Below are 26,234 nucleotides of genomic sequence, written 5' to 3'. Positions count from 1 at the left end.
GCTCAGGGAACGCCGATGTCGGTCGCCTGTGGAATGGGATAGCTGCGCAGTAGTGCGTTGCTGAGATCGGTGGCCACCGCTTCGTCGGCTCCCTTGCGCGTCCCGGCAGCACGTACCGTCACAGCCGCGCCATCCCACACGACAGCCGGGTCACCACGCTTGCGGATCCGCAATTCCAGCCGCGTCCGCTGCAGCGGAACAATGCTGGACTTGCCGGTGGACAAGGGGATGGTCACGCCGGCACCCACGCTGCCAAAAGCTCCGCCGCGGTCGACGGAAGCCCGGTTAGACGCCACCTTGGCCGTCCCGGTTCCGACCTCTTCACGGCTCAGGATAAGCTCTCCCGAATATGCCGCATGATCCGCATCCAGGATCGTGAAGCCGCGCGCGCCCAGGGCTTCCGTAGCGGCCTCCACGAAGGAGGCGAGCGCAGGATCATAGTCGCCATCCGTCGTACGCGGAGCAAGCGAGATGGTGCCACTTTCCGGTGGGGGCGCCGCCCATGATTGCGAGGGGAGAGCCGCCAGCATCAGCGCCACGGCTGATGCCGCCTTGTGGTAGAAGGACATGTTTGCTCCTTTGCAGGCGCGCACATAGGTATGCGCCTGCTCCCACGCTATAGTACGCCAAGACGGTCTGGCTGGGACGCGCCGCCCGGCGCTATGCTCGCCTGCCTATCCGCTAACCTAGTGCGGCGCTCGATGCCCGAAATGCATGATCGAGCGAAGCCCGGCAGCGCCGTTCTCACGGAGGCTGACGCGTAGCCTTGATCCAGCGTGCGCGTTCCTACTTCTGCACGGCGGCTTTTCGGGTGTGGCGCCGGCCCAGGGCAGCCACAATGATAAGCAGCGGAATTCCGCAGACGACCGTCAGCCGGAAGGCCGGCATGAAAAGCGTCGTGATCAGCACGGCGGTGACGAGGACGGCACCTAAATAGGAGGAGAGACGCCCGCCCGCTATGCTGGCTTCCGCGTCGGCCGTCCGTTTGGAACGGCGGAAGGCGATATGGCTGAGGAAGATCATCAGCCAGGTGAAGATGGCACCGAAACTCGCCAGCGCGATCATGATTTCAAGCGCATGCTCCGGCATTGCCGCGTTGATGCCGATGGCAACGGCCATCCCCGATGCGGCAAGCGTAAGGGCGGGAAGGGGCACGCCGTTGCGACTGACCCCTTTCAGGAAGCCGGGCGCCTGACCCGCCATGGCAAGGCCGAATACCGTCCGGCTCGCGCCGTAAAGCTGGCTGTTCATGGCCGACAGCGCCGCGATCAGGACGACGAGATTGAGGAGCCCTGCGGCCGACGGCAGATGCGCATGTTCCATCACCACAACGAACGGGCTCACCTGCGTGCCGATCTTCCGCCAAGGCACGATCGTGAGAACCACGCTCAATGTGGCTAGGTAGAATAATGCCAGGCGCGCAAAGGTCAGCCGCACCGCTTTCAAGACGGCCGCGCGCGGATCGACGGCTTCTGCAGCTGTCACGGCGATCAGTTCGACCCCCATGTAGCTGAACAAAGTCACGACCACGGCAAACCAGGTTCCGCGTAAACCGTTGGGAAAGAAGCCACCGTCTGCAATGAGAAGGTGCGTGCCCACATTCGAGGCGGGCGGGGCACTCACGAAATACCAGACGCCGAGGGTGATGAAAAACAGGATCGCGCCAATCTTGATCAGCGCGAATGTGGATTCGATCACCCCGAACGCCCGGATTGTGACAATATTCACAGCGACGACGCTCACCGCGCTGGCGGCCACCCACACCCAAGTCGGCACGTCCGGCATCCAGACCCGTAGCGCGAGCGCGACGGCAGTGGCTTCCGTACCGATTGCCAGCAGATTGGCCGATAGGTAGGCATAATTGACCAGAAGGCCAGCAGTCGGCCCGATATAGGTCGAGGCGAACGTACCAAAGTTACCCGCCCGGGGTTGTACGATCACCATCTCCGCCAGGCCGATCATCAGCAGCAACGCGATGACCGCGCCGATGGCATAGCTCAGGAGCACGCTTGGTCCGGCGAGCCCGACGGCAAAGCCGCTCCCCAGGAAAAGACCGGTTCCGACGGCCCCTCCAATGGCAATCAGCGACATCTGTGTGCCGTTCAGGGCCTGTCTTAAGCTGAGATCGCCGCTCATCACCCGCCCCAAACAGCTGAATGTCGAAGCACGGATGCGCCAGGCGCCTGCGATGCGCGCGCCATCTCGGCATTCAACGATCTGCCAACGCCTGATGTATCTGGTACGTCCACCCCAATCATGAAAAGCGCCACATGAATAAGCTTATAGCCCTGCTTCGTGCCCTGATTTCTTCTTCCAAAGGGAAGCCACGCTACAAAAGCATAACCATGCCGCGTGTCCCGTTTCATCAGTAGCGTAAGCCTTCATTTTGCCGACAAGGCCGACGATCCACGGGCTGGTTCGACACCATGAGCCCGCTTTACCTAATCGGATGATTGGACGACGGAACGATCCATTGGGGGTCCGGCGCTGGGTCCGGGATGGCCTGCCGCTATGTGCCCGTGATAAGGGGAAGGCAACTGCCCAAAGGAGTCGGGCAAAAACCCGTCCGTCCTGGCTTCGGCACGGTTTGGCCATACGAGGCCCGTTGCGTGGAATCACCTAGCTCGACATAAGCGCCGCCGTCACAGGGGATTTCAATGGTCGCGCATCGTATCATCTTCGCCAACGAAAAGGGCGGGTCGGGTAAGTCGACCAGTGCGGTCCACACCGCCGTTGCCCTCGCCGTCAAAGGGCACAAGGTCGCGGCACTTGATCTGGATACGCGTCAGCGCACGCTCGGCCGCTATCTCGACAATCGCGCCGCCCTCGCCAACCGGGATGGATTGGACCTGCCGATCCCGACCTTCGATACGTTCGATCCGGACAAGGGCATTCCGATCGGCGAGCGAATGGATGCGCTCGCCGCCGAAGCGGATTATCTGATCGTGGACACGCCCGGGCGCGACGACGATCATGTCCGCGCCGCCATTGCTAGCGCTGACACACTCGTCACGCCGATCAACGACAGTTTCGTCGATCTCGACCTTATCGGTCAGGTCGATCCTGACAGCTACAAGATCAAGCGCCCCAGCTATTATGCCGAACTGGTGTGGGACGCGCGCAAGCTGCGCGCCCGGCAGGATGGGGGCACCGTGGACTGGGTGGTGCTGCGCAACCGCCTCCAGCATCTAGAGGCGCGCAACATGCGACGGGTCGCGGCGGCCTTGGGGGAATTGTCGAAGCGGGTAGGGTTCCGAGTCATCCCGGGGCTGTCGGAACGCGTCATCTACCGCGAACTCTTTCCAAAGGGCCTGACCTTGCTGGACCTCGCCGCCATCGGGAAGGAAGCGGGCTTGGGCCATGTCGCGGCACGCGGCGAGTTACGGGAGCTCATTGCCGGTCTCCAGCTTCCTGAGACCGCCGCCGCGTCAGCGCGAGAAGCAGAACCCGCATGATCGTGGAGCTGGCCTTGGTCGGCGCGCTCGGCGTCGGCTATTGGGCATGGAAGACGCGCGACCCGCAGGCAATGCGTATCGGCGACGTCATGGCGGTCGTGGCCGGCCTGATTGCGCTAAAGATGCTCAAGGGAAACGCGCCGCTGGCACTGATGGCATTCGCTGCGGCAGGATGGTGGATCTGGTTCCGCAGGGGCGGTGGCGCCTCTCGTCCGGTGATCGGCGATGCCGAAGCGCGGCGGCTGCTGGATGTACCCGCTGACGCGACGCCCGATCAGATCCGCGCCGCTCATCGCCGCCTGATTGCACGTATCCACCCCGACGTCGGCGGCTCGGCCGACCTCACCAGCCGCGTGAATGCGGCGCGCGATCTGCTCCTCCAGCGCCACGGTTGAACTCGTAACAATTTCATGCGTCTATGAAGGCACATCGTCTTCGCGGGCGGGAGCATGAAAGGGCGTGCAATCAAGTCCACGATGGCGTGGACGGGTTGCTTCATCCTTTCGCGCCCGCAATGACGAGGCCCTCTCTTCCTTCATCAGGAGCTTTGCATGACCCATCGTTTCGATCCGACCTCGCTGCGCGAATATGACATTCGCGGGATCGTCGGGAAGACGTTGGGGACCGAGGATGCCTACGCCATCGGCCGCGGGTTCGCGACCCATGTCCGCCGCGCCGGCGGCACGCGCGTCGCCGTCGGCTGGGACGGGCGGGTATCGTCCCCAAGCCTGCGCGACGAGTTGGTGCGCGGCCTGACCGAAAGCGGTGTCGATGTCGTGCGGACCGGCATCGGCCCCACGCCGATGCTCTATTTCGCGGAAGCCACGCTGGAGGTGGACGGCGCCGTGCAGATCACCGGCAGCCATAATCCGGCGGAATATAACGGCTTCAAGATGGTGCTGCAGCATGGCCCCTTCTTCGGGGAACAGATCCAGTCGATCGGCACGATGGCGGCCGAAGGCGATTGGGAGGAAGGCCAAGGCCAGGTCACCGATTATGATATCGAGGATCTGTACGTCGACCGGCTGATGGCGGGTTATTCCGGTGGCGCCTTCCGGATCGGCTGGGACAATGGCAACGGTGCCGGCGGTCGGATCCTTGAGAAGCTGGTCGCCCAGCTGCCCGGGGAGCATCACCTGTTATATACCGACATCGACGGCAGCTTCCCCAACCATCATCCCGACCCGACCGAGGAGAAGAATCTCGCCGATTTGAAGGCGTTGGTGGCTGAGAAGAAGCTGGATTTCGGTATTGCCTTCGACGGCGATGCCGACCGCATCGGAGCGATCGACGGCGAGGGCAGGGTGGTCTGGGGCGACCAGATCCTCTCCATCCTGGCCGAACCGGTGCTCCGCGCCGAGCCCGGCGCGACTATCATTGCGGACGTGAAGGCCAGCCAGGCGCTCTATGATCGGATCGCAGAGCTGGGTGGTAACCCGTTGATGTGGAAGACAGGCCACTCGCTGATCAAGGTCAAGATGAAGGAAACCGATAGCCCGCTGGCCGGCGAGATGTCGGGCCACATCTTCTTCCGCCACGAATGGTATGGCTTTGACGATGCGCTATATGCCGCGATCCGGCTGATCAGCGCCGTGCGGGTGCTCGGCGGTTCGCTCACCGCGCTTAAGAGCGCGATGCCGGCCTTGGTCAACACGCCGGAGATGCGCTTCCAGGTGGACGAAAGCCGCAAATTCGCCGTTGTCGATGAGGTGCTGGACCGTCTCGAAGCCGCAGGTGCCGAGGTCAACCGTACCGATGGCGCGCGCGTCAATACGGTCGATGGCTGGTGGCTGTTGCGGGCGTCCAACACCCAGGACGTGCTCGTCGCCCGCGCCGAAGCCAAGGATCAGGCCGGCCTCGATCGGCTTTTGGCCCAAATTGATGAGCAGCTCGCTTTGTCCGGCCTGAAGCGCGGCCCGCAAGCCGGCCACTGATCCCGCGTCGGGGAGGCTCTGGCTGAATCGTCATTGCGACCCCGGCGAAAGCCGGGGGAAGCAATCCAGTCCTGCCCGGGCCTGGATCGCCGCGGCGCGTCCCGCGCCTCGCAATGACGATTATTGTGCCTGCTATCTAACGAAAGCCTGAGCGCGGCGGGCGTTATGCCGCGCCAAACACCCGATCGAAAATCGTATCCACCTGCCGGAAATGGTAGCCGAGGTCGAACTTGTCCTCCAGCTCCGCATCCGACAGCGTCACCTCGGGATCGGCCTTCAGCAGCTCCAGCAGCGACAAGGCGCCATCGGATTCCCACACCTTCATCGCGTTGCGCTGGACCAGCCGATAGGAATCTTCCCGGCTTACGCCTGCCTGGGTAAGCGCCAATAGCACGCGTTGCGAGTGGACAAGCCCGCCCATGCGGTCGAGGTTTTTCTGCATGCGCGCCGGATAGACCAGCAACTTGTCCATCACGCCGGTCAGCCGCGCCAAGGCGAAATCCAACGTGATCGTCGCGTCCGGGCCGATATAGCGCTCGACAGACGAGTGACTGATGTCACGCTCGTGCCAAAGCGCCACATTCTCCAGCGCCGGGGTGACATAGCCGCGGATCATGCGGGCGAGGCCGGTGAGATTTTCGGTCAGCACCGGGTTGCGCTTGTGCGGCATGGCCGACGAACCCTTCTGCCCAGGAGAAAAATATTCCTCGGCTTCCAGAACTTCGGTGCGCTGCAGATGCCGAATTTCCACCGCCAGCCGCTCGATCGAGGAGGCGATCACGCCCAATGTCGCGAAATACATGGCGTGACGGTCGCGGGGGATGATTTGCGTCGAGACCGGCTCGACCGTGAGCCCCATCTTCTCCGCAACATGTTCTTCCACCCGCGGGTCGATATTGGCGAAGGTGCCAACGGCGCCGGAGATCGCGCAAGTTGCGATGTCCGCCCGCGCCGCCAGCAGCCGCGCCTTGTTGCGGCTGAATTCGGCATAGGCTTCGGCGAGCTTGAGCCCGAAGGTCACGGGCTCGGCATGGATGCCGTGACTGCGGCCGATGGTCGGCGTCAGCTTGTGCTCGAAGGCGCGACGCTTCAGCACCTCCAGCAGCCGATCAAGATCATCCAGCAGCAAGTCCGACGCGCGTACCAGCTGCACGGACAGGCAGGTATCGAGTACGTCGGACGAGGTCATGCCCTGGTGCATGAAGCGCGCCTCGTCGCCGACCTGCTCCGCCACCCAGGTGAGGAAAGCAATCACGTCATGCTTGGTAACGGCCTCGATCGCGTCGATCGCGGCGACGTCGATCTCGGGCTTCGTTGCCCACCAGTCCCACAGCGCCTTGGCCGCGCTCTTGGGTACCACGCCCAATTCGCCCAGCGCCTCGGTCGCGTGCGCTTCGATCTCGAACCAGATGCGGAAACGAGCCTGCGGTTCCCAGATGGCAACCATCTCGGGGCGCGAATAACGGGGGATCATAGGATAGCCTTCGACGAGAGGTGAGGTGGCGCGGTAGCAACCGACGGCGCCCGGTTCAATCCGCCGTCAGATGAGCCCCAGCCCGCGCAGGCTCGCGTGACCGGTCGACCCAACCACGACATGGTCGTGCACCTGAATGCCGAACGGCTTGAGTGCGGCCATGATCTCCTTCGTCAGGGCGATGTCCTGACGGGAGGGGGTGGGGTCGCCACTCGGATGATTGTGGACCAGAATGATGGCTGCCGAGCCGAGCTCGAGCGCCCGGCGGGCCACTTCCCGTACATAGATAGCGGCCTGATCGATGGAGCCTTCAGAGACGAGCTCGTCACGGATCAGCATGTTCCGGGAATTAAGATGGAGGACGCGCGCGCCTTCGGTCATGCGGTGCGCCATCGCCGCATGCAGATAATCCAGCAGCGACTGCCAGCTCCCCAAAACGGGACGCGCCTTGATCTCCCCCCTGAGCAACCGGACTGCGGAAGCCTGCGCAATCTTGATTGCCGCGATTGCGCCTTCGCTCAACCCTTCGCGAGCGAGCGATTCGGCGTCCGCGCTGAAGACCGCCCCCAGGCTGCCAAACTCCGCGAGCAGGGCACGCGCTTGCGGCTTAGTGTCGCGTCGCGGGATAGCCAGCGCGAGCAGATATTCAATCAATTCATGGTCGAGCAGCGCCTCGCTGCCACCCTGAATCAGCCGCTTGCGCAATCGTGCACGATGGCCGCTGGCGTCGGTGGCGGGATCGGCATCGCTCATCCGGCGAAGCTAGCGGGAATAACAGGGAAATCACCCAAAAGTTGACTCGCCCGCCCCCCCTGCTAAAGGGACCGCGCCTGACGGGAACGCCCGCTGGCACGGCCGTGGGCCGGCCCGATCAACTGGGTCTGCAGGAGCATGGCGTGACAGCAAACGAACCCGGGCAGGATCCGATCGGCACTGATAATCCGGATGGGGGCAACTCCGGGCGGGACGTCCGGCTCTCTCAGCTGGATGCGCGGCTCAAGGCTGCGGCAGGTGTCGAACAGGCAAGGACAGGAACGGCGCCGCGCAAGCCCGACAAGGGCTATCGTCAAGGCAGCCGTGTTCTGGCCGAGCTGGTCGCGGGTCCCGCTGGCGGTGCGCTGCTCGGCTGGTTTCTGGACCGGCTGTTCGGCACGGCGCCCTGGCTCCTGTTGGTGATGTTGATCCTCGGGATCATCGTCGCCTTCCGGAACATCTATCGGATTTCGCAGCAGCGTCCGGAGTGATCCGGGCGCTTCGCGCATGACAGGGGTTAAAAAGAGTGGCGGCTGAAGGATCCGGTATCGATCCCATGCATCAGTTCCTGGTCGAACCATTGTTCGGCCAGCCGCTGACGCTGTTCGGTTACGATATCAGCTTCACCAACTCGGCCTTGTTCATGGTCATCACGGCCGTCGTGCTGTGGATTTTCATGCTCGGCGGTATGCAGCGCAAGCTTGTGCCCGGCCGCTGGCAGGCGGCGGTCGAAGGCATGACCGGTTTCGTGTCCAACATGATGGACACCAACATCGGGCCGCAGGGCAGGAAGTTCACGCCCTACGTCTTTTCGCTGTTCATGTTCATCCTCTTCGCCAACCTGATCGGCCTTTTCCCGATCGGGATCGTGCGCGGCGCGCATCCGTTCACCGTGACGAGCCACATCACCGTCACCGCCATCCTTGCCTTCGTCAGCTTCGGGATCGTGCTGGTCGTCGGCTTCGCGAAGCATGGACTGCATTTCTTTTCGCTGTTCGTACCCCATGGGACGCCTTTGCCGATCGCGCTGTTCGTCGCACCGATCGAATTCATGAGCTTCCTGGTGCGCCCGTTCAGCCTGGGACTGCGACTGTTCGTAGCCATGACCGCCGGGCATATCTTGCTCGACGTGTTCGCCAGCTTCGTCGTGCAGGGCCTCAACAGCGGGTCGGGTCTTGGCTTCGGCGTCAGCTTCCTGTCGTTCGTCATGATCATCGGCGTGTCCGCGCTCGAGCTGCTCGTGTCGGCGATCCAGGCCTATGTTTTCGCTTTGTTGACGTCGCTGTACCTCAACGATGCGGTCAATCTTCACTAAGTTCATCAGATACTAAGAAGGGAAATCTACATGGACGTCACCTCTGCCAAGATGATCGGCGCCGGCCTCGCAGCCATCGGTGTTGGCATGGCCGCGCTCGGCGTGGGCAACGTGTTCGGCTCGTTCCTGGAAGGCGCACTGCGCAACCCGGGTGCCGCTGACGGCCAGCAGGGCCGCCTGTTCATCGGCTTTGCGGCCGCCGAGCTTCTGGGTCTGATCGCATTCGTTATTGCGATCCTGATCCTGTTCGTCGTCAAGTAAGCTACGGGGGAGGGCGCTGCCGCGCCCTCTCACTTTTCTCACGGCCTTCAAGGGAAGCCGATGCCTCAGATTGATCAGATCGCGTCCATTTACGCCTCACAGCTCTTCTGGCTGGTGGTGGTGTTCGGATTGATCCTGATCGGCAGCTACCTCATGCTGCCGAAGATCCAGGGGACGGTGGAGCAGCGTGATGCCCGTATCAGCGGGGATCTTGCTGCGGCGGAACGTGCCCATGCCGAAGCCGACGCGGCCGACGCGGCCTATCAGACCAAGCTGAACAGCAGCCGGAACGAGGCACAGGTTGCCGCCGCGAAGGCCAAGGCGGAAGCCGCCGCGGCCTCTGAGAAGGAGATCAAGGCGGCGGATGCGGCGATCGCCGCCAAGGTTGCTGCGGCGGAGACGCAGCTGCAGGCCCAGCAGGGCGCCGCTTTGGCGGAAATCGAAAATGTCGCTGTCGATGCGGTTCAGGAGATCGTTGCCAAGGTCGCCGGTCTGCGCGTCGACCAGCAGGATGCCGCCATGGCGGTGAAGACGGCCCTGGCCGCGTAAGGATTGCATCGGATGACGGCTCCTCTCAACGCGACCACCTTGGTCCAGCCCGAAGCCATGGAACATGGCGAGGCGGCTTTTCACGGCATCAATGCGGGTGGCTTTGTTGCGCTTTCGATGTTGGTGGTCATCGCCATCCTGATCTGGAAGGGTGCGCCGAAGGCTATTGGCCGCGCGCTGGACAACAAGATTGCCACCATCCGGCAGCAGCTGGAGGAAGCCTCCCAATTGCGTGCTGAGGCGGAGGCGCTTCGTGCCGAGCATCAGGCGAAGGCGGCGGCTGCACAGAAGGAGGCGGATCAGATCCTCGCCCACGCGCGGGCTGAGGCGGACGTCATTCTGGCGGATGCGCGTGAGCATACAGCTGCACTGATCGAGCGTCGCACCCGTATGGCGGAAGACAAGATTGCTGCGGCGGAACGCACTGCGATTGCAGAAGTCCGTGCCAAGGCGGCCGATGCAGCGGCCCGCGCTGCAGCGACACTGATTGCGAATCGTCTGGACGCCGGCAGCGACAAGGGTCTGGTGGATCGGACCATCGCCAATCTGGGCCAGCGCGTTAACTGACCCGTTGATGCCGCGCCGCGCCGGGCCGCGGTGCGTCAGGTCAGGAAGCTGATAATCGCATCCGGGTGGATCGGCAGCTGGGCGAAGCCGGCCACGTTGAACAGCAGCGCGCAGGCAGTCGCTCCCCAACCGAAGAAAAGCAGCCCCCAGATCTCGGTCAATGCCGCGATCGCCGTCGTTGCCAGCGCGATCGAGGCGAGGCCTTCCGACAGATCGAACTGGTCGTCGCGGTAATTATTATGATCGTAATCGTCTTTGGCTGCCTGCGCTTGCTGCTTCAGCGCAGCTGACTCGCGCGTATATTTGGCCAGGGCGGCCTGGGCCCGCGGCAGATCGGCACCCCCACCAGCCACGGCAATCTCCTCCATGTGCAGTTTCAGTCGGGTCGCCTGATATTCGTTCCACAAATCGACCTGGGTTGCCTGGGCCGCCTGCATATTCTGAACGATGTTCCCGTCCTTGATGTTGCCGAGCGCCATCATCACCGACAGCACCACCACCGTCGCGGCTACGGCGCGGTTCAATCGCTTATCCTGAGCTTCGGGTATTTCGGGGGCTTCACTCATTGCCTGCTCCACTGCTGGCGCGATCCACTTCCTGCTCCTAAATCAGGGATGTGAGCGACACCACCAAAGACCTGGGCGACCGTTTTAGCGAAGAGAAAGCGACCTATGCCGTTCGCGGCGAGGCGGGCGGAGAGGGGGCGCCCGACATTGAGACCGGCATCGCCGCGATCCGCAATGTGCTGAAGACGCTACCCGTCCGGCCGGGCGTGTATCGGATGCTGGATGCGCGTGGCGACGTTCTCTACGTCGGCAAGGCACGCGCGCTGCGCAATCGGGTCGCCAACTATACGCAGGTGTCGCGGCTGCCGCGACGGCTGACGCGCATGGTTGCGCAAACCCGTGGCATGACGGTGGTCACCACGAACACCGAAGCGGAGGCGCTGCTACTCGAAGCGCAGCTCATCAAGCGGTTCCGACCGCCATACAATGTGCTGCTGCGCGACGATAAAAGCTTTCCCTTCATCCTGCTGCGCGAGGATCATCCTTTTCCCCGCGCCCAGCTGCACCGGGGTGCACGCCGCGCCAAAGGCCAATATTTCGGCCCCTTTGCCGGGGCAGGGGCCGTCCGCAAGACGCTGACGTCCTTGCAAAAGCTGTTCCTGTTGCGGTCCTGTACCGACAGTTTCTTTTCCAATCGGACGCGGCCGTGCCTGCTTCATCAGATCAAGCGCTGTTCGGCGCCTTGTGTCGATCGGATCAGCAAGGAGGATTATGCCGAGCTGGTTGCGGACGCGACCGCCTTCCTCTCGGGCAAGTCCACCCAAGTCCAGAAGCGACTGAGCGCGCAAATGGCGGAAGCTGCGGAAGCGATGGATTTCGAGCTGGCCGCAGTGCTGCGCGACCGGTTGAAGGCGTTAACCTTCATTCAGGGCACCCAGGCGATCAACGCCGAGGGCGTTGACGACGCGGACGTGTTCGCGCTCGCCTGTAAATCCGGGCAGATCGGCATCCAGGCCTTCTTCATCCGCGGCGGCCAGAATTGGGGTCACCGCGCCTTCTTTCCGACGCACACTTCGGACATTCCGGAAGACGAAGTGCTGACCAGCTTCATGATGCAATTCTATGAAGAGGTGCCACCGCCGCGGTTGATCCTGGTCGATCGCACACTGACGGAGGCGGAGTTGGTCGCTGAAGCCTTGGCGGCGAAAGCTGAGCGCAAGGTCGTGATCAAGGTGCCGCAGCGGGGGGAGCAAAGGCGTCTTCTCGCCCAGGCCACGCGCAACGCCGAAGAAGCGCTCGATCGCCGGCTGGCGGAGGGCGCAACCCAGTCGAAGCTGCTGCGCGAGGTCGCCGACCTGTTCGGTCTCGACGCGGTGCCCAACCGCATCGAGATTTACGATAACAGCCACATCATGGGAACCAATATGGTGGGCGCGATGGTGGTCGCCGGGCCGGAAGGCTTCCGCAACGGCCAATATCGCAAGTTCAACATCAAGCGGCCGGAGACCGCCCCGGGCGACGACTTCGCCATGATGCGCGAGGTATTGGAGCGCCGCTTTGCGCGGCTGGAGCGAGAAGATCCCGATCGCAAATCGGGTGAGTGGCCCGATCTGCTGCTGATCGACGGCGGCAAGGGCCAGGTATCGGCGGTCTACAAAACGATGGAGGAGATGGGCGTCCACGATGTGCCGGTCGTCGGCATCTCGAAAGGTCCCGATCGCAACGCCGGCCGCGAGCATTTCCACCTTCCCGATGGGCGCGAGTCGATGCTGCCGATGAACTCCCCCGTCTTGTTTTACCTGCAACGCCTGCGGGACGAGGCGCATCGTTTTGCCATCGGCGCCCACCGCACCAAGCGCGCCGCCGCCTTCACCAGCAGCCCCTTGGATGACGTGCCCGGCATCGGCCCGGCGCGCAAAAAGGCGCTTCTCATGCATTTCGGAACGGCCAAGGCGGTGAAAAGCGCGGGTCTGGAGGACCTGCAGAAGGCGCCCGGTGTGTCCGCGGCCATGGCGCGCGCGATCTATGACCATTTTCATCCCAGCGGTTGACGCGCCCATCGTGCGTTGGAGCGCGCGCTAGGATGCATGTCGAAGCCGAGGCGATTGTCTGCGCGGTGCGGGGGCATGGCGAACATGGCGCCATCGTCCGCGCTCTGACGTGGGCAGACGGTCTGTTGGCTGGCTATGTGAGGGGCGGGCGTTCGCGACGGCTACGGCCAACATTGGTGCCGGGCAATCTGATCCGCGCGGACTATCGTGCACGAACGGAGGAACAGCTTCCGGCGTTGACGGTGGAACTCACCGAAAGCCGCGCATCGATGCTGAGCGAGCCGCTGCCGGTCGCGGCGATCGAGTGGACGACTGCGCTTACCGCCAGCGCCTTGCCCGAGGCCCAGCCTTATCCGCGCCTCTACACCGCTCTCGACGGACTTCTGGCCGCCGTTGTTGCCGCGCCTTCGGCGCGAGGATGGGCGGCGGCGCTGGTCCGCTATGAATTGTTGTTGCTGTCGGAATTGGGATTTGGGCTGGATCTGTCGGCGTGCGTCGCAACCGGCAGTCGCGTAGATCTTGCTTATGTCAGCCCCAAAAGCGGCGGTGCAGTCAGCCGGAATGCGGGCGAACTTTATCGCGATCGCCTGCTGCCGCTACCGCCTTTCCTCACCGATGGCGCCCCCGGCACCTGGCCGGACATCCTGGATGGGCTGCGCCTCACCGGTCATTTTCTGGAACGCGACCTGCTGCATGGGCGGGTTTCGGAGATATTAGCCGCGCGCGAACGGCTTGTGGGCCGCCTTAAACGCGCCGTCTCTTAACCGCCGGCGGCAAAGTTTCCGCCGCGTTTCGAGAATTAACGTGCCCCGATGGGTGCCTGGCGCGTTGCCCCATCACATGTTTTACGGGTGCTCAAGCGATGACCGAACAGCCAAAAATCCTTCTGAACGATGGCAAATCGATGCCGCAACTGGGCTATGGCGTGTTCCTAGTACCACCGGAAGAGACCGAACAGCTGGTCCGGGACGCGCTGGATGCGGGGTATCAGGCGGTCGATACCGCGACATTATACCGCAACGAGGCCGCGGTGGGCCGCGCCATACGGGCCACCGATCGCTATGTTTTCGTGACGACCAAGCTGCCAAATGACCATCATGGCTATGACCGAACCCTGCGGGCGTTCGATGCCAGCTATGCCGCCCTCGGGCTGGACGTCATCGATCTCTATCTGATCCATTGGCCCGTCCCGCGGCAGGATCTGTATGCCGAAAGCTGGAAGGCGCTGATCAGGCTGCGCGAAGAGGGGCGGGTGCGCTCCATCGGTGTATCCAACTTCACGATGGCCCATCTGGAGCGGATCATCCATGACACAGGCGTCGTGCCTGCGGTCAACCAGATCGAGCTTCATCCACATTTTCAACAGGTTGAACTGCGCGCCTATCATGAGGAAAATGGCATCGTTACCACCAGCTGGTCCCCGCTCGGGCGCGGCGGGGCGCTGTCGGATCCAACGATCGCGGAGATTGCGCGCCAATATGGACGCACGCCCGCACAGGTCATTTTGCGCTGGCATATCGAGCTTGGGCTGACGGTCATCCCCAAGTCGTCGAGCCGTGCGCGTCAGGAGGAAAATCTCAACGTCTTCGACTTTACGCTGGACGCGGACGACATGCGCGCGATCGCGGCCCTCGACAGCCCGGATGGGCGGATCGGGCCGGATCCGGATGTCTTATAAGCGCGCGGAGATGCGTGAGACCCAGCGGTAAAGATAGGCCAACAGCGCGCCGAAAAGAGCGAGGCCGACGAAGATGGCGGGCGTGGCGAAGCCTTCTCCCACCAAGGCGAGCGGGGTTCCGCTACCGGTCGCGACAATCAACCCCGCCAAGGCAACCCCAAACAAGCCATCGCCCACGATGAAGCCGGATGCGAGCAGCACGCCGTTGCGCGCGGCGACTTCCGTCTTGGTCTGCGCTTCATACAGGCGACCAATGATCGCGCCGACCACCACCGGCAGCGTCGCTCCCATCGGCAAATAGATACCCAGGCCAACGGCCAGCGGCGGAACCCGCCGCCAGCCAAGCTTGCCAAGCAGGGCGTCGATCAGGATCAGCGCGATGCCGACCGCAACGCCGGCGCCGATGACGGGCCAGTCCAGCCCGGCGCCCAACACGCCGCGCGCGAGCGTGCTGATCAAGGTCGCCTGGGGCGCTGCCAAGGGGGCCGGCGGCGCCGTGCCTTCCAGGGGCGCGAAGCCATAGGCCTTGTTCAGCAGGTTGAGCGCGACGGGAATGACCAGCGAGCCGGCGATGACACCGATGACCAGTGCGACCTGCTGCTTCCATGGTGTGGCGCCGACGAGCTGGCCCGTCTTCAGATCCTGCAGATTGTCGTTTGAGATGGTCGCCGTGGAAAAGATCAGCGCGGTGAGGAACAGCGCGAAGGCGACCAGATGCTGGAGTGCGCCGGCCGGAATATGCGGCTGCACCAGGATCGCCAGCATCAGTCCGGCGCCGACAACCCCCAGGATGCCGAGGCCGGATACGGGGCTGTTCGAGGCGCCGATCAGGCCAGCCATATACCCGCACACGGCCGCCACGATTGCCCCGGCGACGAGCACGTAGACGATCCCCAGCGCAACAAGAGGCCAGGCGAGGGTGACGAGCGGACCCGCGATAAGGAATTCGTACAGAACGAGCGCCAACGGCACGATCAGGACGATCAGGCCGAAGCCTAAGGCGGCCACGGGCAAATCCTGCTCTTCGATCGCCAGCAGCTCGTTACCAGCCTTGCGCGCTCGCGATGCGGCAAGCGACTCCTTCAGGCCGCGGAAGATCGGCACGATGAGCGTCGCCAGCGTCCACAGGGCCGCCACGCCGATCACACCAGCGCCAAAAAAGCGCACCTGATGCGCCCAGATATATTCGGCTGCTTCCGGCGTACCCGCAAGGTAGGTGAGCAGGGGCGTTATAATGCCAAAGCCGAGGACCAGCCCCCAGAAGATTGCCAGCCCTACCGTCAGACCGACGAGATGTCCCGCGCCGATCAGCGCGAAGGACATGCTCGCATCGACGCCGGTGCCCGCCGGCCCGACACGAAACCATTTGGTGATCTCCGCCGTCGCCACCTGCGTGGCCGCGACAGCGGAATAGAAAGCGGACGCGAGACTGCCGGCGATGATGACGCGCAATCCAACCTTGCTCTCTTCGGCACCGGCGGCTGTCTCGGAACCGACCTTCAACACGGCCGCGGCAGCGACGCCTTCCGGGTAGGGCAGGTCCGACCCCGTCACCAAGGCACGGCGGAGCGGTACGCTGAACAACACGCCGAGGAGGCCGCCAATGGCGCAGATCGCGAACGTCATCCAAAAGCTGAAGCCGCTCCACCAGCCGACCATGACGAGGCCTGGCAGGACATAGCCGATCGCCGATAAAGTGCCGGCCGCACTCGCGATCGTCTGGACGATATTATTTTCAAAGATGTTCGAATTCTTGAAGTTCCGCAGCAGCGCCATGGATATGACCGCCGCGGGTATCGATGTCGCAATGGTCAGCCCGACCTTGAGGCCCAGATAAAGATTTGCCGCTGTGAACAGCAGGGTGATGAAGCACCCCAGCAGGATTCCACGCAGCGTGATTTCGGGAGGACGGGTCGCAGGGTTCGAGGCCATCCTGTCTCCTAGACGGATGGCCCGGACAGAGTCGATGCCTCGGATGCGGCAGGGATATTCAGCTCAACGCGTCGACCCGTTCGCGCACGCGTTTGAGATCGGCGACGAAACGTAGATATTCTGCCTCCGCCTCCTCTTTTTCCTGGATACGCAACAGGAAGCTTGGGTGGACCGTAACCCATCCTTCGCTGCCATCCTCCAGCCGATGCGCTGCCCCACGCGTACCGCTGATCGTCACCGCCTTGCCCAGCATCTGCCGGGCCGCGGTCGCCCCCATGGCGACCGTCACGCGTGGCCGGATCAATTCACGTTCCTGCCCATACCACCAGCGGCAGGCCTGGATTTCACCTGCATTTGGCTTGGCATGGATCCGGCGCTTGCCGCGCTGTTCATATTTGAAATGCTTGACCGCATTGGTGATGTAGCTGAGCCGCCGGTCCAATCCGGCCTCAGCCAGCGCCCGATCGAACATCTGCCCGGCCGGGCCGACAAAGGGTTTACCCGCCAGATCCTCTTGATCGCCTGGTTGTTCCCCCACGAACATCAGCCTTGCGTCCAAGGGACCTTCGCCGAAAACCGTCTGAGTAGCATCCTTGAACAGCGAGCAGCGTGTACACCCCATCGCTTCATCGCGCAGCGCCGCCCAGGAGCGGGTTGCGTTCGCGCCGAGATTTTCGCGGCTTGCGGCCACCATCGCACTCTCCCGCGCCTGCGCACTTGCAATCAGTTCCGGGACCAACGCGGTCTCCGGCATATTTTTCCAATATTTACGCGGCATCTCCTTCACCATGGCGCCGATCTTCACGCGCGCTGGATTGAAGATGGAGGCGTAATAGGTCTTCCAGGTATCCTCGAGCGGATCGCCATCAGGCGCGTCCGAGCGCACAGCTCCGGGTGCTTCGCGCAAGGTGACGCCGTCCCAATGGAGCGATAGTTCGGGCGTCAAAATAGACCAACGCATGGATGCAAACCGATCGAGGAAAAAACCGGCATTTGCGCGAACGATGTGATGATCGGGTTCAAACCAGGCGACGAAACGCTGCTCTTCGCCTTCGCCAATTTCCCGGAAGCGCACAAATGCCCGCATCTTGTGAATATCGCGACGGACTTCCTTCGCCATCAACTCGACGCGGCGGACGAGAACGTCCGTCTGATCCTGCAGCAGCCTTGGATTTTCGCGTATCCGCAACAGCAAGCTGTAGAGAAGACCGAACCGTTCGGGCTCCAAATGACGAAGCGCCATGCGCGCCAGATCGACGAAGGGGCGGGGAACCGAAAAAGGCGTCGCTCCCCCGACCGCAGGCTGCGAATCGGCCGTCGCTGCCAGAAGATCGCCGAAAGCATCCCCCACGCGCCAGGCGATCTCGCCTGGGGCGATGTTCAACGCGGCAAACCGCCGCGCCTCTTTGCGCCAGCCGTCAAAATCATCTTCCGCCGCAAGCGATGCGAGATGCATCAGCCGCGACCGACATAAATTATTGAACTTCGGGATTTTCTCCCGCCGCGTCGCCCGATCCGGATGTGATCATCCAGACAATTCCGCCCCCCAAAGCGATGATTACAGAACCGCCGTAAATGACGGCCAATACGCTCAACAACGTCGACATCGAACGCCCCTCGCTCATCTCTGCCGCACAGCAACATAGCTATTCTTCCCAGAAATGGTAGCAAAAAGCTGGGCTCGTCGCCGAGCTTATCTTGCATGTGCGAAACGATGTTCATGCCCCAAACAGTTCAAGTTGCGATTTCAAAGAAAGGGGCGGAGGCGATAAAAGACTGTCCGCCAGCAGGATGGGTTTCCAATCTGCCGCTATAATGAAGGGCCGGATCTTTTTAACGGAAACAGTCAATCGCGCGACGTCATCTAAACGCAAAGCATGGGAACGCCGCGAGTTCAGAATCGCGGAGACAGCTTTGACGCCCAGCCCCGGCACGCGCAGCAACATCTCTTTCGAAGCACGGTTCACATCGACGGGAAATTGATCGCGGAACTTCAGCGCCCAGGCGAGCTTCGGATCCATATCCAGCGGCAGCATACCATCGTCGCCTGCGGCCGCCGCGACTTCGTCCGCCGCAAAGCCATAGAAGCGCATCATCCAGTCCGACTGATATAGCCGATGCTCGCGGATCAAAGGCGGGCGCTTCAGCGGCAAAATGGCGCTCGCATCCGAAATCGGGCTGAAGGCCGAATAATAAACGCGCTTGAGACTGTACCGATCGTAAAGCCGGCGCGCGCTCCCGATAATGTCGCGATCATTGGCGCTGTCCGCTCCCACGATCATCTGCGTCGATTGCCCCGCTGGTGCGAATTTCGGCGCGGACCGGTAGCGCTTGCGTGCATCCTTGCCGTCTTCGATCGCGCCCTTGAGGTCCCCCATTGCGCCCGCAATACGCGCACCGGATTTCTCGGGCGCCAGCCGCTTCAAGCCATTTTCCGTGGGAAGCTCGACATTGATCGACAGGCGGTCGGCATAGAGCCCGGCCTGGTGAACCAGTTCGGGATCGGCATCCGGAATAGTCTTGAGATGGATATAGCCACGGAAATGATGCTTTTCACGCAGCAGGCGCGCCACCTCTACCAATTGCTCCATCGTATAATCGGAAGATCGAATGATGCCGGAAGAAAGGAAGAGACCTTCGATATAATTCCGGCGATAGAAGGACAGGGTGAGGTTCACCACTTCGTCGACGGTGAAACGTGCCCGCCGAACGTTGGAGCTCTTTCGGTTGATGCAATAATGGCAGTCGAAGATACAGCTATTCGTCAGTAAGATCTTGAGGAGAGAAATGCAGCGGCCATCGGGTGCATAAGCATGGCAGATGCCCATACCCGCATCGGTCGATCCCAAGCCTTTCCCATCGCGCGACGATCGCTTCGACGTTCCCGAAGAGGCGCAGGAGGCGTCATATTTTGCCGCGTCCGCCAGGATCGCAAGTTTCTCACGCGTATCGAGCTGCGCCATGCGTTCCTTATATGTTCTATTGCGCGAGCGGGCAATGCTTATCCCAGATGAAGCAGCAGAAGCAGCGCGACAAAAACGAGATATAGCAATCCCATGGCGGCAAGCAGCCGGCGGGAAACGACGCCGCGTCCGAAGGCGATGAACATGATGGTGACTGCAACAGCGGTAATGCCAGCGGCGACGATCAGCGGCGTGTCCAGCATCCACGGCGTCCAGAACAACGCGAAGGCCGTGGGGATGGTGGTTTGGATCATCATCGCGCCCGAGATGTTGGCGAGCGCGAGACGATATTTTCCCTGCCGGACCCAGATGATGGCGTTCATCGTCTCTGGCAATTCGGTCGCGATCGGGCTCAGCAACAGCGCCAGAAGCTGGGGCGGAAGGCCGAGGGCAGGGCCCAGCGCCTCCAGCTGCGAGACGAACAGGCGGGACGCGACAAAGATGATCGCCAGCGACAGCAGCGTCTGAAAGAGCGCGACCGCCGTACCGGGAACAGCGCTGTTTGGCGCGAAGGTCAGTGCTTCGGCCTCGCCCTCCTCGTCTATCGCTTCGCCGACCATCTCCTTGCGGACGTACAAGGCATAAGCCGCCAGGAAGAGAATGCCCAACCACGGTTTCCAGGCAAAGGCGATCAGGCCCAGCGCGATCTTGGCCGCGAACAAAACAAGGAACCATCCTTGATCGCGCGCCAAAATCCGAAAGCTGCCACAGATTTCCGATGTCTTAGGCAGGCTCTGCCGCTTGGCCAACAAAACGATGCCGACAGTGGCGTAGGCGATCGTAGCGAGTGCCAAGGGCCCACCGAGCGCGGCACCTACGCCTAGCGCCTTGGTCGCCGCGTTGGCGCCAAACGCCACTGCTACCAGCGTGACCACGCTTTCCGGGAGAGCGGTTCCGAATGCAGCGAAGATAGAGCCAGTCGCCTTCTGACCGACCGCAAGCTTACGGCCCACCCATTCGACGCCATTCACGAACAATTCGCATGATAGATAAATGGCAACTGCCGAACCGACCAGCAGCGCCAAATGTAGCCAGATAACGGGCATCGATACATCCCGGGCCGGCGTGAGACGCACATGAACCGGCAACGTGCCGGCCCGGGCACTCGCCGATCCATGGTCTCGCCAAGCTCTCGCTGTTTCCGCCACGGCCAAGACCGAGCATGTTGACGGAAACCCCGCTGATGCGGACGGCTACTCCCCAGGGAAGGTCGCGCTTTGGCAGACCAAGCAGGACACGTCAAATCGCGACACCCGCCGATCTTCGTTTGGGACCAAGGACGGTCTCACGCGGGGAGAGGGGAGGATTTGCTACGGTACGTCAGCACTCAAGGTCGCGAGTGCTCCCGCAAGCTCTTCGGCGCGGAAGGGTTTGGTGAGACGCGGCACATCAGGGGCAATGCCGTCCACATCCGCATAACCGGAAACAACCAGTACCGGGAGGCGGGGATTGATGGAGCGCACGCGCCGTATCAGCTCTGTGCCATCCATGCCCGGCATGAGATGATCCGTCACCAGCAGGGTATAGTCTGAGCCCTTTTGCAAGAGCGGCAATGCGTCCTCGGCTGAGCCGGCTTCGACGACGTCATAGCCGAGCTCCTCGAGCATATGCGCCGTCGTCGCGCGAACGATCCCTTCGTCGTCGACAAGCAACGCGCGGCCACGCCCCGAGCCCGGTCGGGCAGGGGACGTATGGCCATCCGAAACAAGCTGTACCGGATCCTGCGCTACGGGCAGCCAAAGCTCGATATTGGTGCCAAGGCGCGGCCGGCTGAAGATGCGGATAGCGCCGCCAAGTTGCTGCGCCAGGCCGTGAACCATCGACAGGCCGAGACCGGTGCCCTTGCCGATACCCTTCGTCGAGAAGAAGGGTTCGATCGCGCGGTTGATCGTGTCGGCATCCATGCCGATGCCCGTATCCGCTACGGAGATCATGACATAGTCGCCTGCGCGAAGATCGTGATCCCCACTCTCTATTCTCCGCGGTGCGGCGCTGATGCGAAGCGTTCCTCCATCCGGCATCGCGTCGCGCGCGTTTACGGTCAGGTTCAGAAGCGCCATTTCGACCTGATTGTGATCGGCGCGGGCCGCCGGCAGATCTTCAGGCGCTTCAACCAGAACCTTCACTTGTGGCCCCGTCGTGCTGCCGACCAGATCGCCCATGCCAAAGATAAGGGCGCGTATATCGATGGCGGTCGGTTGCAAAGGCTGGCGCCGGGCGAACGCGAGGAGGCGTTGAACCAAGGTCCTTGCGCGCTCCGCAGATTGGAGAGCACCCCCGATAAGTTGACGCTCACGGTCGTTGCCAACCTGCTTGCGGGTCAGCAGGTCCAGCGAGCCAATGATGGGCGTAAGCAGATTGTTGAAGTCATGCGCGACACCGCCGGTGAGTTGCCCGAGCGCCTCCATTTTCTGCGCGTGGCGAAGCTGCTCCTCCGCATCCGCCAGCCGCCGCTGTTCCGCGCGCCGCTCCGTCACGTCATGAACGATCTGGTAAGCGCCGATGCGTTGGCCGGTCTGGTCGCGTAGCGAGTTGAACGTCATCTCGAACGACCGCCGCGCGTGGTTGGGATCACCGAACTCCTCGGTGAGGGTGAATTCTTCACCCTGCAGGGCGCGGCTCCAAACCCTTTCGACGTGCGCACGCTGGTCAGGAACATGATCGAGCGCGTCGAGCATCGATGCGCCCACCATCGGGCGGACGCCGAACACGGTTTCGAACGCCTTTTCGGCCGCCTTGTTGATGGCAAGCCAGCGGAACTGCAGATCGGCAACAAAGATGATCGCAGTCGTATTCTCGATCACGTCCGCCAGCAGCTTGCGCTCGGCCACCCCGGTCGAGATCCGCTCTTCCAGCGTTTCGTTCAGCTCTCGTAGCGCCTGTTCCGTCTGCTTTCTGCGGCTGATATCGATCGCAGTGCCGATCACCCGAACGCATGTGTTGCCTTCGAAGACACCACGTCCTTTCGCAGCGACCCAGCGAACAACACCGTCCTCCTTGCCGATCGTGCGATATTCGACGTCGTAGAGCGCGCGCTGTGCTGGATCGGCGGCAGCCGCATAGGCAGTTGCCGTAGCCGCGTGATCATCGGGATGCAGCCCGCCGTAATAGTCGGCCATGGACACGGGCACGTCGGCCGAAATGCCGAACATCGCCTTCACGCGCGGCGGCCAGAAGAGGGTGCCCCTGACTTCGTCGACATCCCAAAGGCCGATCTCCGCGGCTTCAACCGCGAGGCGCAACTGCTCCTCGCTGGAGCGAAGGTTGGACTCAGCGCCCACACGTTCGACATGCGCCCAGGACCGTTCGGTAACCTCGCGGATTACGCTCAGTTCGTCTTCGCTCCAGCGGTGAGGCGCCTTGTCGTGGATCGCCATCAGCGCGCGCAACCGGCCATTCTTGATGAGCGGCATGCAAAGCGTCGCGGAGATGCCGATATCCTGGAACGTCTTCGCCTCGTGCGGCGCAATCTCAGCAAGGTTGTCATTGATGATGAGAGGGCGGCCCGCCGTTAGCTCCTGGACAGCGAGCTGGCCAAAGTCAGCAAGGCTATAATGCCCGACAATCGATCGGGAGCCCGGCGCGTACCAATCGCCGCGAATGGTAAAGCCGTCCTCATCCTCATCCATGTCGGCATAGGCGCAGCTGGAGATGCCAAGATGCAAGGCGACCATGCGGGTCGTAACCTGCAGCACCTCATCCGCGTCATGAAGGCCCATGACGGCCTGGCTCAATTCATCAAGGAAGCGGTACAGCTCCTCGCTCCGGGCGAGCTGCTGCTCCGCCCGCACCCGCGGTGTGATGTCGAAGACCATGGCGAGCATTCCTGCCGGCCGGCCGCTGCCGTCGAACAGGGGTGTATATTCTAGGTCCATCCAGACCGTCTCGGCATGGCCCTTACGCCAGAGCTCCAGTTCTTGGGCCTGAAAGCTCAACGGCTGACCGGACAAGCCGGCCTCGATCACGCGCATGTTGAACGCGCGGGCCTCCGGCCAGATCTCGAGCAGCTTCCCGCCCAGCGCTGCAGGATGTCGCGGCCCGCACACCTCCGCATAGCCATCATTGTACAGCAGGATACCGTCTAGACCCCACAGCACCGTCATCGGCACGGGCGAAGCAAGCACCATCTGCACGGCCGCGAGCAATTGCGGTTGCCAGAACTCGATCGGCCCAAGCGAGGTCGTGCTCCAATCCTTCGCCCGGATCAGGTCTCCCGATCGTCCTCCTCCGATGAGGGGCGGCGGGGTGGGGCATGTAGATCGTTCGAGGGACATCACGCCCGGAGATTAGCCACAGGAGGCATATTTCGACAATCGCTGAAGCGGTGGTCGCGGTCGGTTCGGAAGCCGATTTGACGACGCTGGCTAGACACTGCCGATCCGGGAAACGGTTGGACACCTCTCCATGAAAGGGTCCAGTTGCGAAGCTCTGATATCGTCTAGACGATGAATGGTGTACGGCCGGCAGGATGCAAGAGCGGCCAGGCGCCAGAACCGATTTCACCTTTCGAGCCTATGGCGCCGGCAGCCATATCGCGGCGCACACGCATGCATGTTCAAGCCTGACGATTATTCTAGGCGGCAGCTACGAAGAGGAGATCGGGGGCAGGTCCGGCATGGAGAGGCGGGGCAGCGCGCTGGTCTGCCCTGCCGGCGTGCCGCATTCCCAGCAATTTGGAGCGCGTGGGGCATACAAAATCATCGTCACACCTGGCGGTGATCTGCTCGATTATCTGACCGGCACGACGCCTTTCCGATCCGCCTCAGTCGCACGGTCAACGGCGATCGCAAGGTTGGCGGCGCGCATTGACGCGGAACAGCGCACTAACGATGAATTTTCCCGCGGCGCGATCGAAGGCCTGATCTGGCAGGCATCCGCCGAGCTGGGCCGCGGCTCGTCCGGTAGCTCCATACCGCTCTCCACAATCGTCCGTCACACAATCGCGATGATCGTGGCGGCTGACGGGGAGCCGCTTTCGATGACCGACCTGTCACGCTCCGTAGACTGCCACCCCGCGACGCTTACGCGCGCCTTTCGCCGGGAGCATGGCTGCACGCCCGGCGCCTACCAGCGCGAGATGCGTGTAAGAAAGGCAGCCGACATGATCCGGACCACGGCGTTGCCCATCGCCGCAATCGCGACACGCTGCGGCTTCTGCGACCAGGCGCACCTCGCGCGATCCTTTCGGGCCGTGCTGGGTTGCTCCCCATCCGAATATCGTAGGCGCGCGTAAGGTCCTCATCGCGTCTCTGATCCAAGCGCGGACCGAGCAGGCGCGATAGCATGACGGCACCTTGCAAGCCGTTGGAGAGTCGATGCGCATAGCCCCGCTGATCATCTTGAGCTGGTTGACGATCGCCGCGCCCGCTGCCGCCTCGTTCGACCGAACGGCCTGGCAACAGGATTACGGCCAGCTCAAGGGAGAGTTGGTCAGCCGTTACGCCAACCTAGCATGGAAGGCCTCCGGCGCCGGTGGGATCGATCTGCCCGCGCTTGACCGCAGGACCAGCGCCGCACTGGCGTCTGCGAGTAATGACACAGAGGCAGGGGACGCGATCCGTGCCTTCATTGCTGCTTTCCATGACGGCCACCTCTCTGAAGTGCCCTATCTCGCCTCAGCGACTGCACCGCCAGTGGAGCCTGCCAAAGCTGCGCTTGATCCAGCACAACCGGTAGCGGGGTGCGCCGCCTTGGGGTTCGCCTCGACCGGGCCAGTCGCGTTTTCGCTGCCGCTGGAGAGCCTCCCGGGTTTCAAGCTGATATCGGACGGGCTCAGCGGGACCTTCCGAAGCGGTCTCGTAACCCGCTCGGGGGTAACCATGGGAGTCTTGCGTATCCAGAACTTCCGCGCTCGTGTCTTCCCGGCCGCCTGCCTCCACGCTTGGGCAGACCTGCGGCGAACGGGTAGGACGATCACGGCGGCCGGGGTGCGCGACGCGACGCGCCTGCGCTGGTTCAAAGACCTGACGGCCGCTATTGAAACGCTTCGCCAGGCCGGCGCGACGGCACTGGTGATCGACATCGGCAACAACAGCGGCGGCGACGATAGCGGCGACTGGACGCCTCGTCTGCTGACAGATCGTTCTGTGCGCTCCGCCCGCCTGATGATGGCGGATGCGCCCGTCGCTGCCCGGTACTTTGGCGACGAGGTTGCGGACATCGATCAGGCGCTGGTCGCCACATCGTCGCGGACGGCCAAGGCTGCGCTCGCCGAGGCACGCTCTTTCTTCTCCCGGCAAAGTACCGCGATCGGGCAGCAGCGATGCGATCTGTCCTGGGTATGGCAGGAGAGGAGGGCCTGGTCCTTGGCAAATTGCAACCGGCTGCTCGACGCCGGCTACGCCGGTGGTTTTTGGGCGGGCCTGCCGCCCGGCGCCTATGGCGATGGGACGGCAGCGACCGTGCTATCTTCAGCATCGACTGTCCAACAATTCTACGGCGCCTGGACCGGGCCGACTTACGCGATCGCGGACAAGCGATCCTATTCATCGGCCGAGATGTTCGCGGCCGTGGTGCAGGACAACCGGATCGGCAAGCTCGTTGGCGAGCGGACGGGAGGCGACGGCTGCGGATTCATGACCGAAGACGAACCCATCGTTCTGCGCCATTCGCGCCTCCGTTTTAGACTGCCGAACTGCATGCGATTGCGCGCGGACGGCACAAACGAGGAGGCGGGGATCTCGCCGGATCTCCTGGTCTTGCCGACCGAAGGCGAAAGCGACCGAGCGAGAGGAGAGCGCGTTTTGAATGTCATTGCCGTCGACGTCCACGGCGCGTCTTGGAAAGCGCATTAGGG

Annotated in this window: 23 protein-coding genes and 1 riboswitch; of the genes, 13 read left to right on the top strand and 10 right to left on the bottom strand. The window is 62.7% G+C overall.

Annotation, left to right across the window (positions count from 1 at the left end; genetic code table 11):
- Positions 1–2: 2 nt before the first annotated feature.
- Both ACOJSI_RS04770 and ACOJSI_RS04765 read right to left on the bottom strand, forming a co-directional pair.
- Complete coding sequence (locus ACOJSI_RS04770; protein WP_420137114.1) at positions 3–569, bottom strand: hypothetical protein; 567 nt, start codon at positions 567–569, stop codon at positions 3–5.
- Between the two features lie 217 nt (positions 570–786).
- Positions 787–2,136: an amino acid permease gene (locus tag ACOJSI_RS04765; RefSeq protein WP_420137113.1), complete on the bottom strand. Its 1,350-nt coding sequence runs from the start codon at positions 2,134–2,136 to the stop codon at positions 787–789.
- Between the two features lie 521 nt (positions 2,137–2,657).
- Between ACOJSI_RS04765 and ACOJSI_RS04760 the strand changes: the two genes are divergently transcribed.
- The 3 genes from ACOJSI_RS04760 to pgmG all read left to right on the top strand — a co-directional run bounded on the left by ACOJSI_RS04760 (position 2,658) and on the right by pgmG (position 5,389).
- Positions 2,658–3,455 carry a division plane positioning ATPase MipZ gene (locus ACOJSI_RS04760; RefSeq protein ID WP_420137112.1) on the top strand — a complete coding sequence of 266 codons (798 nt, stop codon included), beginning with the start codon at positions 2,658–2,660 and terminating at the stop codon, positions 3,453–3,455.
- A complete protein-coding gene (locus ACOJSI_RS04755; protein WP_420137111.1) occupies positions 3,452–3,850 on the top strand; it encodes a molecular chaperone DnaJ in 399 nt (132 codons plus the stop codon). The genes ACOJSI_RS04760 and ACOJSI_RS04755 overlap by 4 nt, the downstream gene beginning before the upstream one ends.
- 156 nt (positions 3,851–4,006) lie before the next feature.
- The gene (gene pgmG / locus ACOJSI_RS04750; protein WP_420137110.1) at positions 4,007–5,389 is read left to right on the top strand and encodes a phosphoglucomutase/phosphomannomutase PgmG; all 1,383 of its coding nucleotides are present in this window, start codon (positions 4,007–4,009) and stop codon (positions 5,387–5,389) included.
- Positions 5,390–5,552: 163 nt separating this feature from the next.
- On the opposite strand, the gene purB is transcribed toward pgmG, so the two are convergent.
- Entirely contained in the window at positions 5,553–6,863 is a 1,311-nt protein-coding gene (gene purB, locus ACOJSI_RS04745) for an adenylosuccinate lyase (protein ID WP_420137109.1), read from the bottom strand.
- A 66-nt stretch (positions 6,864–6,929) separates the two neighbouring features.
- A complete protein-coding gene (radC, locus tag ACOJSI_RS04740; RefSeq protein WP_420137108.1) occupies positions 6,930–7,616 on the bottom strand; it encodes a RadC family protein in 687 nt (228 codons plus the stop codon).
- A gap of 143 nt (positions 7,617–7,759) precedes the next feature.
- Between radC and ACOJSI_RS04735 the strand changes: the two genes are divergently transcribed.
- From ACOJSI_RS04735 to ACOJSI_RS04715, 5 genes are read left to right on the top strand one after another with little or no spacing between them, the layout of a single operon-like run.
- Positions 7,760–8,107, top strand: coding sequence for an AtpZ/AtpI family protein (locus ACOJSI_RS04735; RefSeq protein ID WP_420137107.1), 348 nt, complete (start codon positions 7,760–7,762; stop codon positions 8,105–8,107).
- Positions 8,108–8,142: 35 nt separating this feature from the next.
- Positions 8,143–8,931 carry a F0F1 ATP synthase subunit A gene (locus ACOJSI_RS04730; protein WP_420137106.1) on the top strand — a complete coding sequence of 263 codons (789 nt, stop codon included), beginning with the start codon at positions 8,143–8,145 and terminating at the stop codon, positions 8,929–8,931.
- A gap of 30 nt (positions 8,932–8,961) precedes the next feature.
- Positions 8,962–9,192 carry a F0F1 ATP synthase subunit C gene (locus ACOJSI_RS04725; RefSeq protein ID WP_116089728.1) on the top strand — a complete coding sequence of 77 codons (231 nt, stop codon included), beginning with the start codon at positions 8,962–8,964 and terminating at the stop codon, positions 9,190–9,192.
- A 60-nt stretch (positions 9,193–9,252) separates the two neighbouring features.
- Positions 9,253–9,741, top strand: a complete 489-nt coding sequence (locus tag ACOJSI_RS04720) for an ATPase (RefSeq protein ID WP_420137105.1) — start codon at positions 9,253–9,255, stop codon at positions 9,739–9,741.
- Positions 9,742–9,753: 12 nt separating this feature from the next.
- Complete coding sequence (locus tag ACOJSI_RS04715; RefSeq protein WP_420137104.1) at positions 9,754–10,308, top strand: hypothetical protein; 555 nt, start codon at positions 9,754–9,756, stop codon at positions 10,306–10,308.
- 35 nt (positions 10,309–10,343) lie between these two features.
- Here the strand turns inward: ACOJSI_RS04715 and ACOJSI_RS04710 are convergent, their stop codons facing one another.
- The gene (locus ACOJSI_RS04710; protein WP_420137103.1) at positions 10,344–10,874 is read right to left on the bottom strand and encodes a DUF4337 family protein; all 531 of its coding nucleotides are present in this window, start codon (positions 10,872–10,874) and stop codon (positions 10,344–10,346) included.
- Positions 10,875–10,924: 50 nt separating this feature from the next.
- Here ACOJSI_RS04710 and uvrC point away from each other — a divergent pair, with 50 nt between their 5' ends.
- The 3 genes from uvrC (at position 10,925) to ACOJSI_RS04695 (ending at position 14,543) form a co-directional block, all read left to right on the top strand.
- A complete protein-coding gene (uvrC, locus tag ACOJSI_RS04705; RefSeq protein WP_420137102.1) occupies positions 10,925–12,865 on the top strand; it encodes an excinuclease ABC subunit UvrC in 1,941 nt (646 codons plus the stop codon).
- Between the two features lie 32 nt (positions 12,866–12,897).
- Positions 12,898–13,629 (top strand): DNA repair protein RecO, encoded by a 732-nt coding sequence (gene recO / locus ACOJSI_RS04700; RefSeq protein ID WP_420137101.1) that lies wholly within the window; start codon positions 12,898–12,900, stop codon positions 13,627–13,629.
- A gap of 98 nt (positions 13,630–13,727) precedes the next feature.
- Positions 13,728–14,543, top strand: a complete 816-nt coding sequence (locus ACOJSI_RS04695; RefSeq protein ID WP_420137100.1) for an aldo/keto reductase — start codon at positions 13,728–13,730, stop codon at positions 14,541–14,543.
- Here the strand turns inward: ACOJSI_RS04695 and ACOJSI_RS04690 are convergent.
- The 5 genes from ACOJSI_RS04690 to ACOJSI_RS04670 all read right to left on the bottom strand — a co-directional run bounded on the left by ACOJSI_RS04690 (position 14,538) and on the right by ACOJSI_RS04670 (position 23,712).
- Entirely contained in the window at positions 14,538–16,475 is a 1,938-nt protein-coding gene (locus ACOJSI_RS04690) for an OPT family oligopeptide transporter (protein WP_420137099.1), read from the bottom strand. The genes ACOJSI_RS04695 and ACOJSI_RS04690 overlap by 6 nt on opposite strands.
- 58 nt (positions 16,476–16,533) lie before the next feature.
- A complete protein-coding gene (locus ACOJSI_RS04685; protein WP_420137098.1) occupies positions 16,534–17,931 on the bottom strand; it encodes a UdgX family uracil-DNA binding protein in 1,398 nt (465 codons plus the stop codon).
- Positions 17,932–18,193: 262 nt separating this feature from the next.
- A complete protein-coding gene (locus ACOJSI_RS04680) occupies positions 18,194–19,438 on the bottom strand; it encodes a putative DNA modification/repair radical SAM protein (RefSeq protein ID WP_420137097.1) in 1,245 nt (414 codons plus the stop codon).
- A gap of 38 nt (positions 19,439–19,476) precedes the next feature.
- Positions 19,477–20,484, bottom strand: coding sequence for a sodium:calcium antiporter (locus tag ACOJSI_RS04675; protein WP_420137096.1), 1,008 nt, complete (start codon positions 20,482–20,484; stop codon positions 19,477–19,479).
- Positions 20,468–20,659: riboswitch (yybP-ykoY riboswitch) on the bottom strand. Its footprint overlaps the gene before it by 17 nt.
- Positions 20,660–20,748: 89 nt before the next feature.
- On the bottom strand, positions 20,749–23,712 hold the full coding sequence (locus tag ACOJSI_RS04670) for a PAS domain S-box protein (RefSeq protein ID WP_420137095.1): 2,964 nt from the start codon (positions 23,710–23,712) through the stop codon (positions 20,749–20,751).
- 194 nt (positions 23,713–23,906) lie between these two features.
- Here ACOJSI_RS04670 and ACOJSI_RS04665 point away from each other — a divergent pair, with 194 nt between their 5' ends.
- Complete coding sequence (locus ACOJSI_RS04665; RefSeq protein ID WP_420137094.1) at positions 23,907–24,671, top strand: helix-turn-helix domain-containing protein; 765 nt, start codon at positions 23,907–23,909, stop codon at positions 24,669–24,671.
- 82 nt (positions 24,672–24,753) lie between these two features.
- Positions 24,754–26,232: a S41 family peptidase gene (locus ACOJSI_RS04660; RefSeq protein ID WP_420137093.1), complete on the top strand. Its 1,479-nt coding sequence runs from the start codon at positions 24,754–24,756 to the stop codon at positions 26,230–26,232.
- Positions 26,233–26,234 lie beyond the last annotated feature (2 nt).

It is taken from the genome of Sphingomonas sp., from assembly GCF_048595155.1.
In the GTDB taxonomy this organism is placed as follows: Bacteria; Pseudomonadota; Alphaproteobacteria; order Sphingomonadales; family Sphingomonadaceae; genus Sphingomonas_I.
Note: the sequence above shows the minus strand (reverse complement) of the source record. Positions and strands in the feature narration are given on the sequence as shown.

Bases quoted from the DNA above. Each gene is read 5' to 3' on its own strand.
- ACOJSI_RS04770 (WP_420137114.1), bottom strand. From the start codon at position 569: ATGTCCTTCTACCACAAGGCGGCATCAGCCGTGGCGCTGATGCTGGCG.
- ACOJSI_RS04765 (WP_420137113.1), bottom strand. From the start codon at position 2,136: ATGAGCGGCGATCTCAGCTTAAGACAGGCCCTGAACGGCACACAGATG.
- ACOJSI_RS04760 (WP_420137112.1), top strand. From the start codon at position 2,658: ATGGTCGCGCATCGTATCATCTTCGCCAACGAAAAGGGCGGGTCGGGT.
- ACOJSI_RS04755 (WP_420137111.1), top strand. From the start codon at position 3,452: ATGATCGTGGAGCTGGCCTTGGTCGGCGCGCTCGGCGTCGGCTATTGG.
- pgmG (WP_420137110.1), top strand. From the start codon at position 4,007: ATGACCCATCGTTTCGATCCGACCTCGCTGCGCGAATATGACATTCGC.
- purB (WP_420137109.1), bottom strand. From the start codon at position 6,863: ATGATCCCCCGTTATTCGCGCCCCGAGATGGTTGCCATCTGGGAACCG.
- radC (WP_420137108.1), bottom strand. From the start codon at position 7,616: ATGAGCGATGCCGATCCCGCCACCGACGCCAGCGGCCATCGTGCACGA.
- ACOJSI_RS04725 (WP_116089728.1), top strand. From the start codon at position 8,962: ATGGACGTCACCTCTGCCAAGATGATCGGCGCCGGCCTCGCAGCCATC.
- ACOJSI_RS04720 (WP_420137105.1), top strand. From the start codon at position 9,253: ATGCCTCAGATTGATCAGATCGCGTCCATTTACGCCTCACAGCTCTTC.
- ACOJSI_RS04715 (WP_420137104.1), top strand. From the start codon at position 9,754: ATGACGGCTCCTCTCAACGCGACCACCTTGGTCCAGCCCGAAGCCATG.
- ACOJSI_RS04710 (WP_420137103.1), bottom strand. From the start codon at position 10,874: ATGAGTGAAGCCCCCGAAATACCCGAAGCTCAGGATAAGCGATTGAAC.
- recO (WP_420137101.1), top strand. From the start codon at position 12,898: ATGCATGTCGAAGCCGAGGCGATTGTCTGCGCGGTGCGGGGGCATGGC.
- ACOJSI_RS04695 (WP_420137100.1), top strand. From the start codon at position 13,728: ATGACCGAACAGCCAAAAATCCTTCTGAACGATGGCAAATCGATGCCG.
- ACOJSI_RS04690 (WP_420137099.1), bottom strand. From the start codon at position 16,475: ATGGCCTCGAACCCTGCGACCCGTCCTCCCGAAATCACGCTGCGTGGA.
- ACOJSI_RS04685 (WP_420137098.1), bottom strand. From the start codon at position 17,931: ATGCATCTCGCATCGCTTGCGGCGGAAGATGATTTTGACGGCTGGCGC.
- ACOJSI_RS04680 (WP_420137097.1), bottom strand. From the start codon at position 19,438: ATGGCGCAGCTCGATACGCGTGAGAAACTTGCGATCCTGGCGGACGCG.
- ACOJSI_RS04675 (WP_420137096.1), bottom strand. From the start codon at position 20,484: ATGCCCGTTATCTGGCTACATTTGGCGCTGCTGGTCGGTTCGGCAGTT.
- ACOJSI_RS04670 (WP_420137095.1), bottom strand. From the start codon at position 23,712: ATGTCCCTCGAACGATCTACATGCCCCACCCCGCCGCCCCTCATCGGA.
- ACOJSI_RS04665 (WP_420137094.1), top strand. From the start codon at position 23,907: ATGCAAGAGCGGCCAGGCGCCAGAACCGATTTCACCTTTCGAGCCTAT.
- ACOJSI_RS04660 (WP_420137093.1), top strand. From the start codon at position 24,754: ATGCGCATAGCCCCGCTGATCATCTTGAGCTGGTTGACGATCGCCGCG.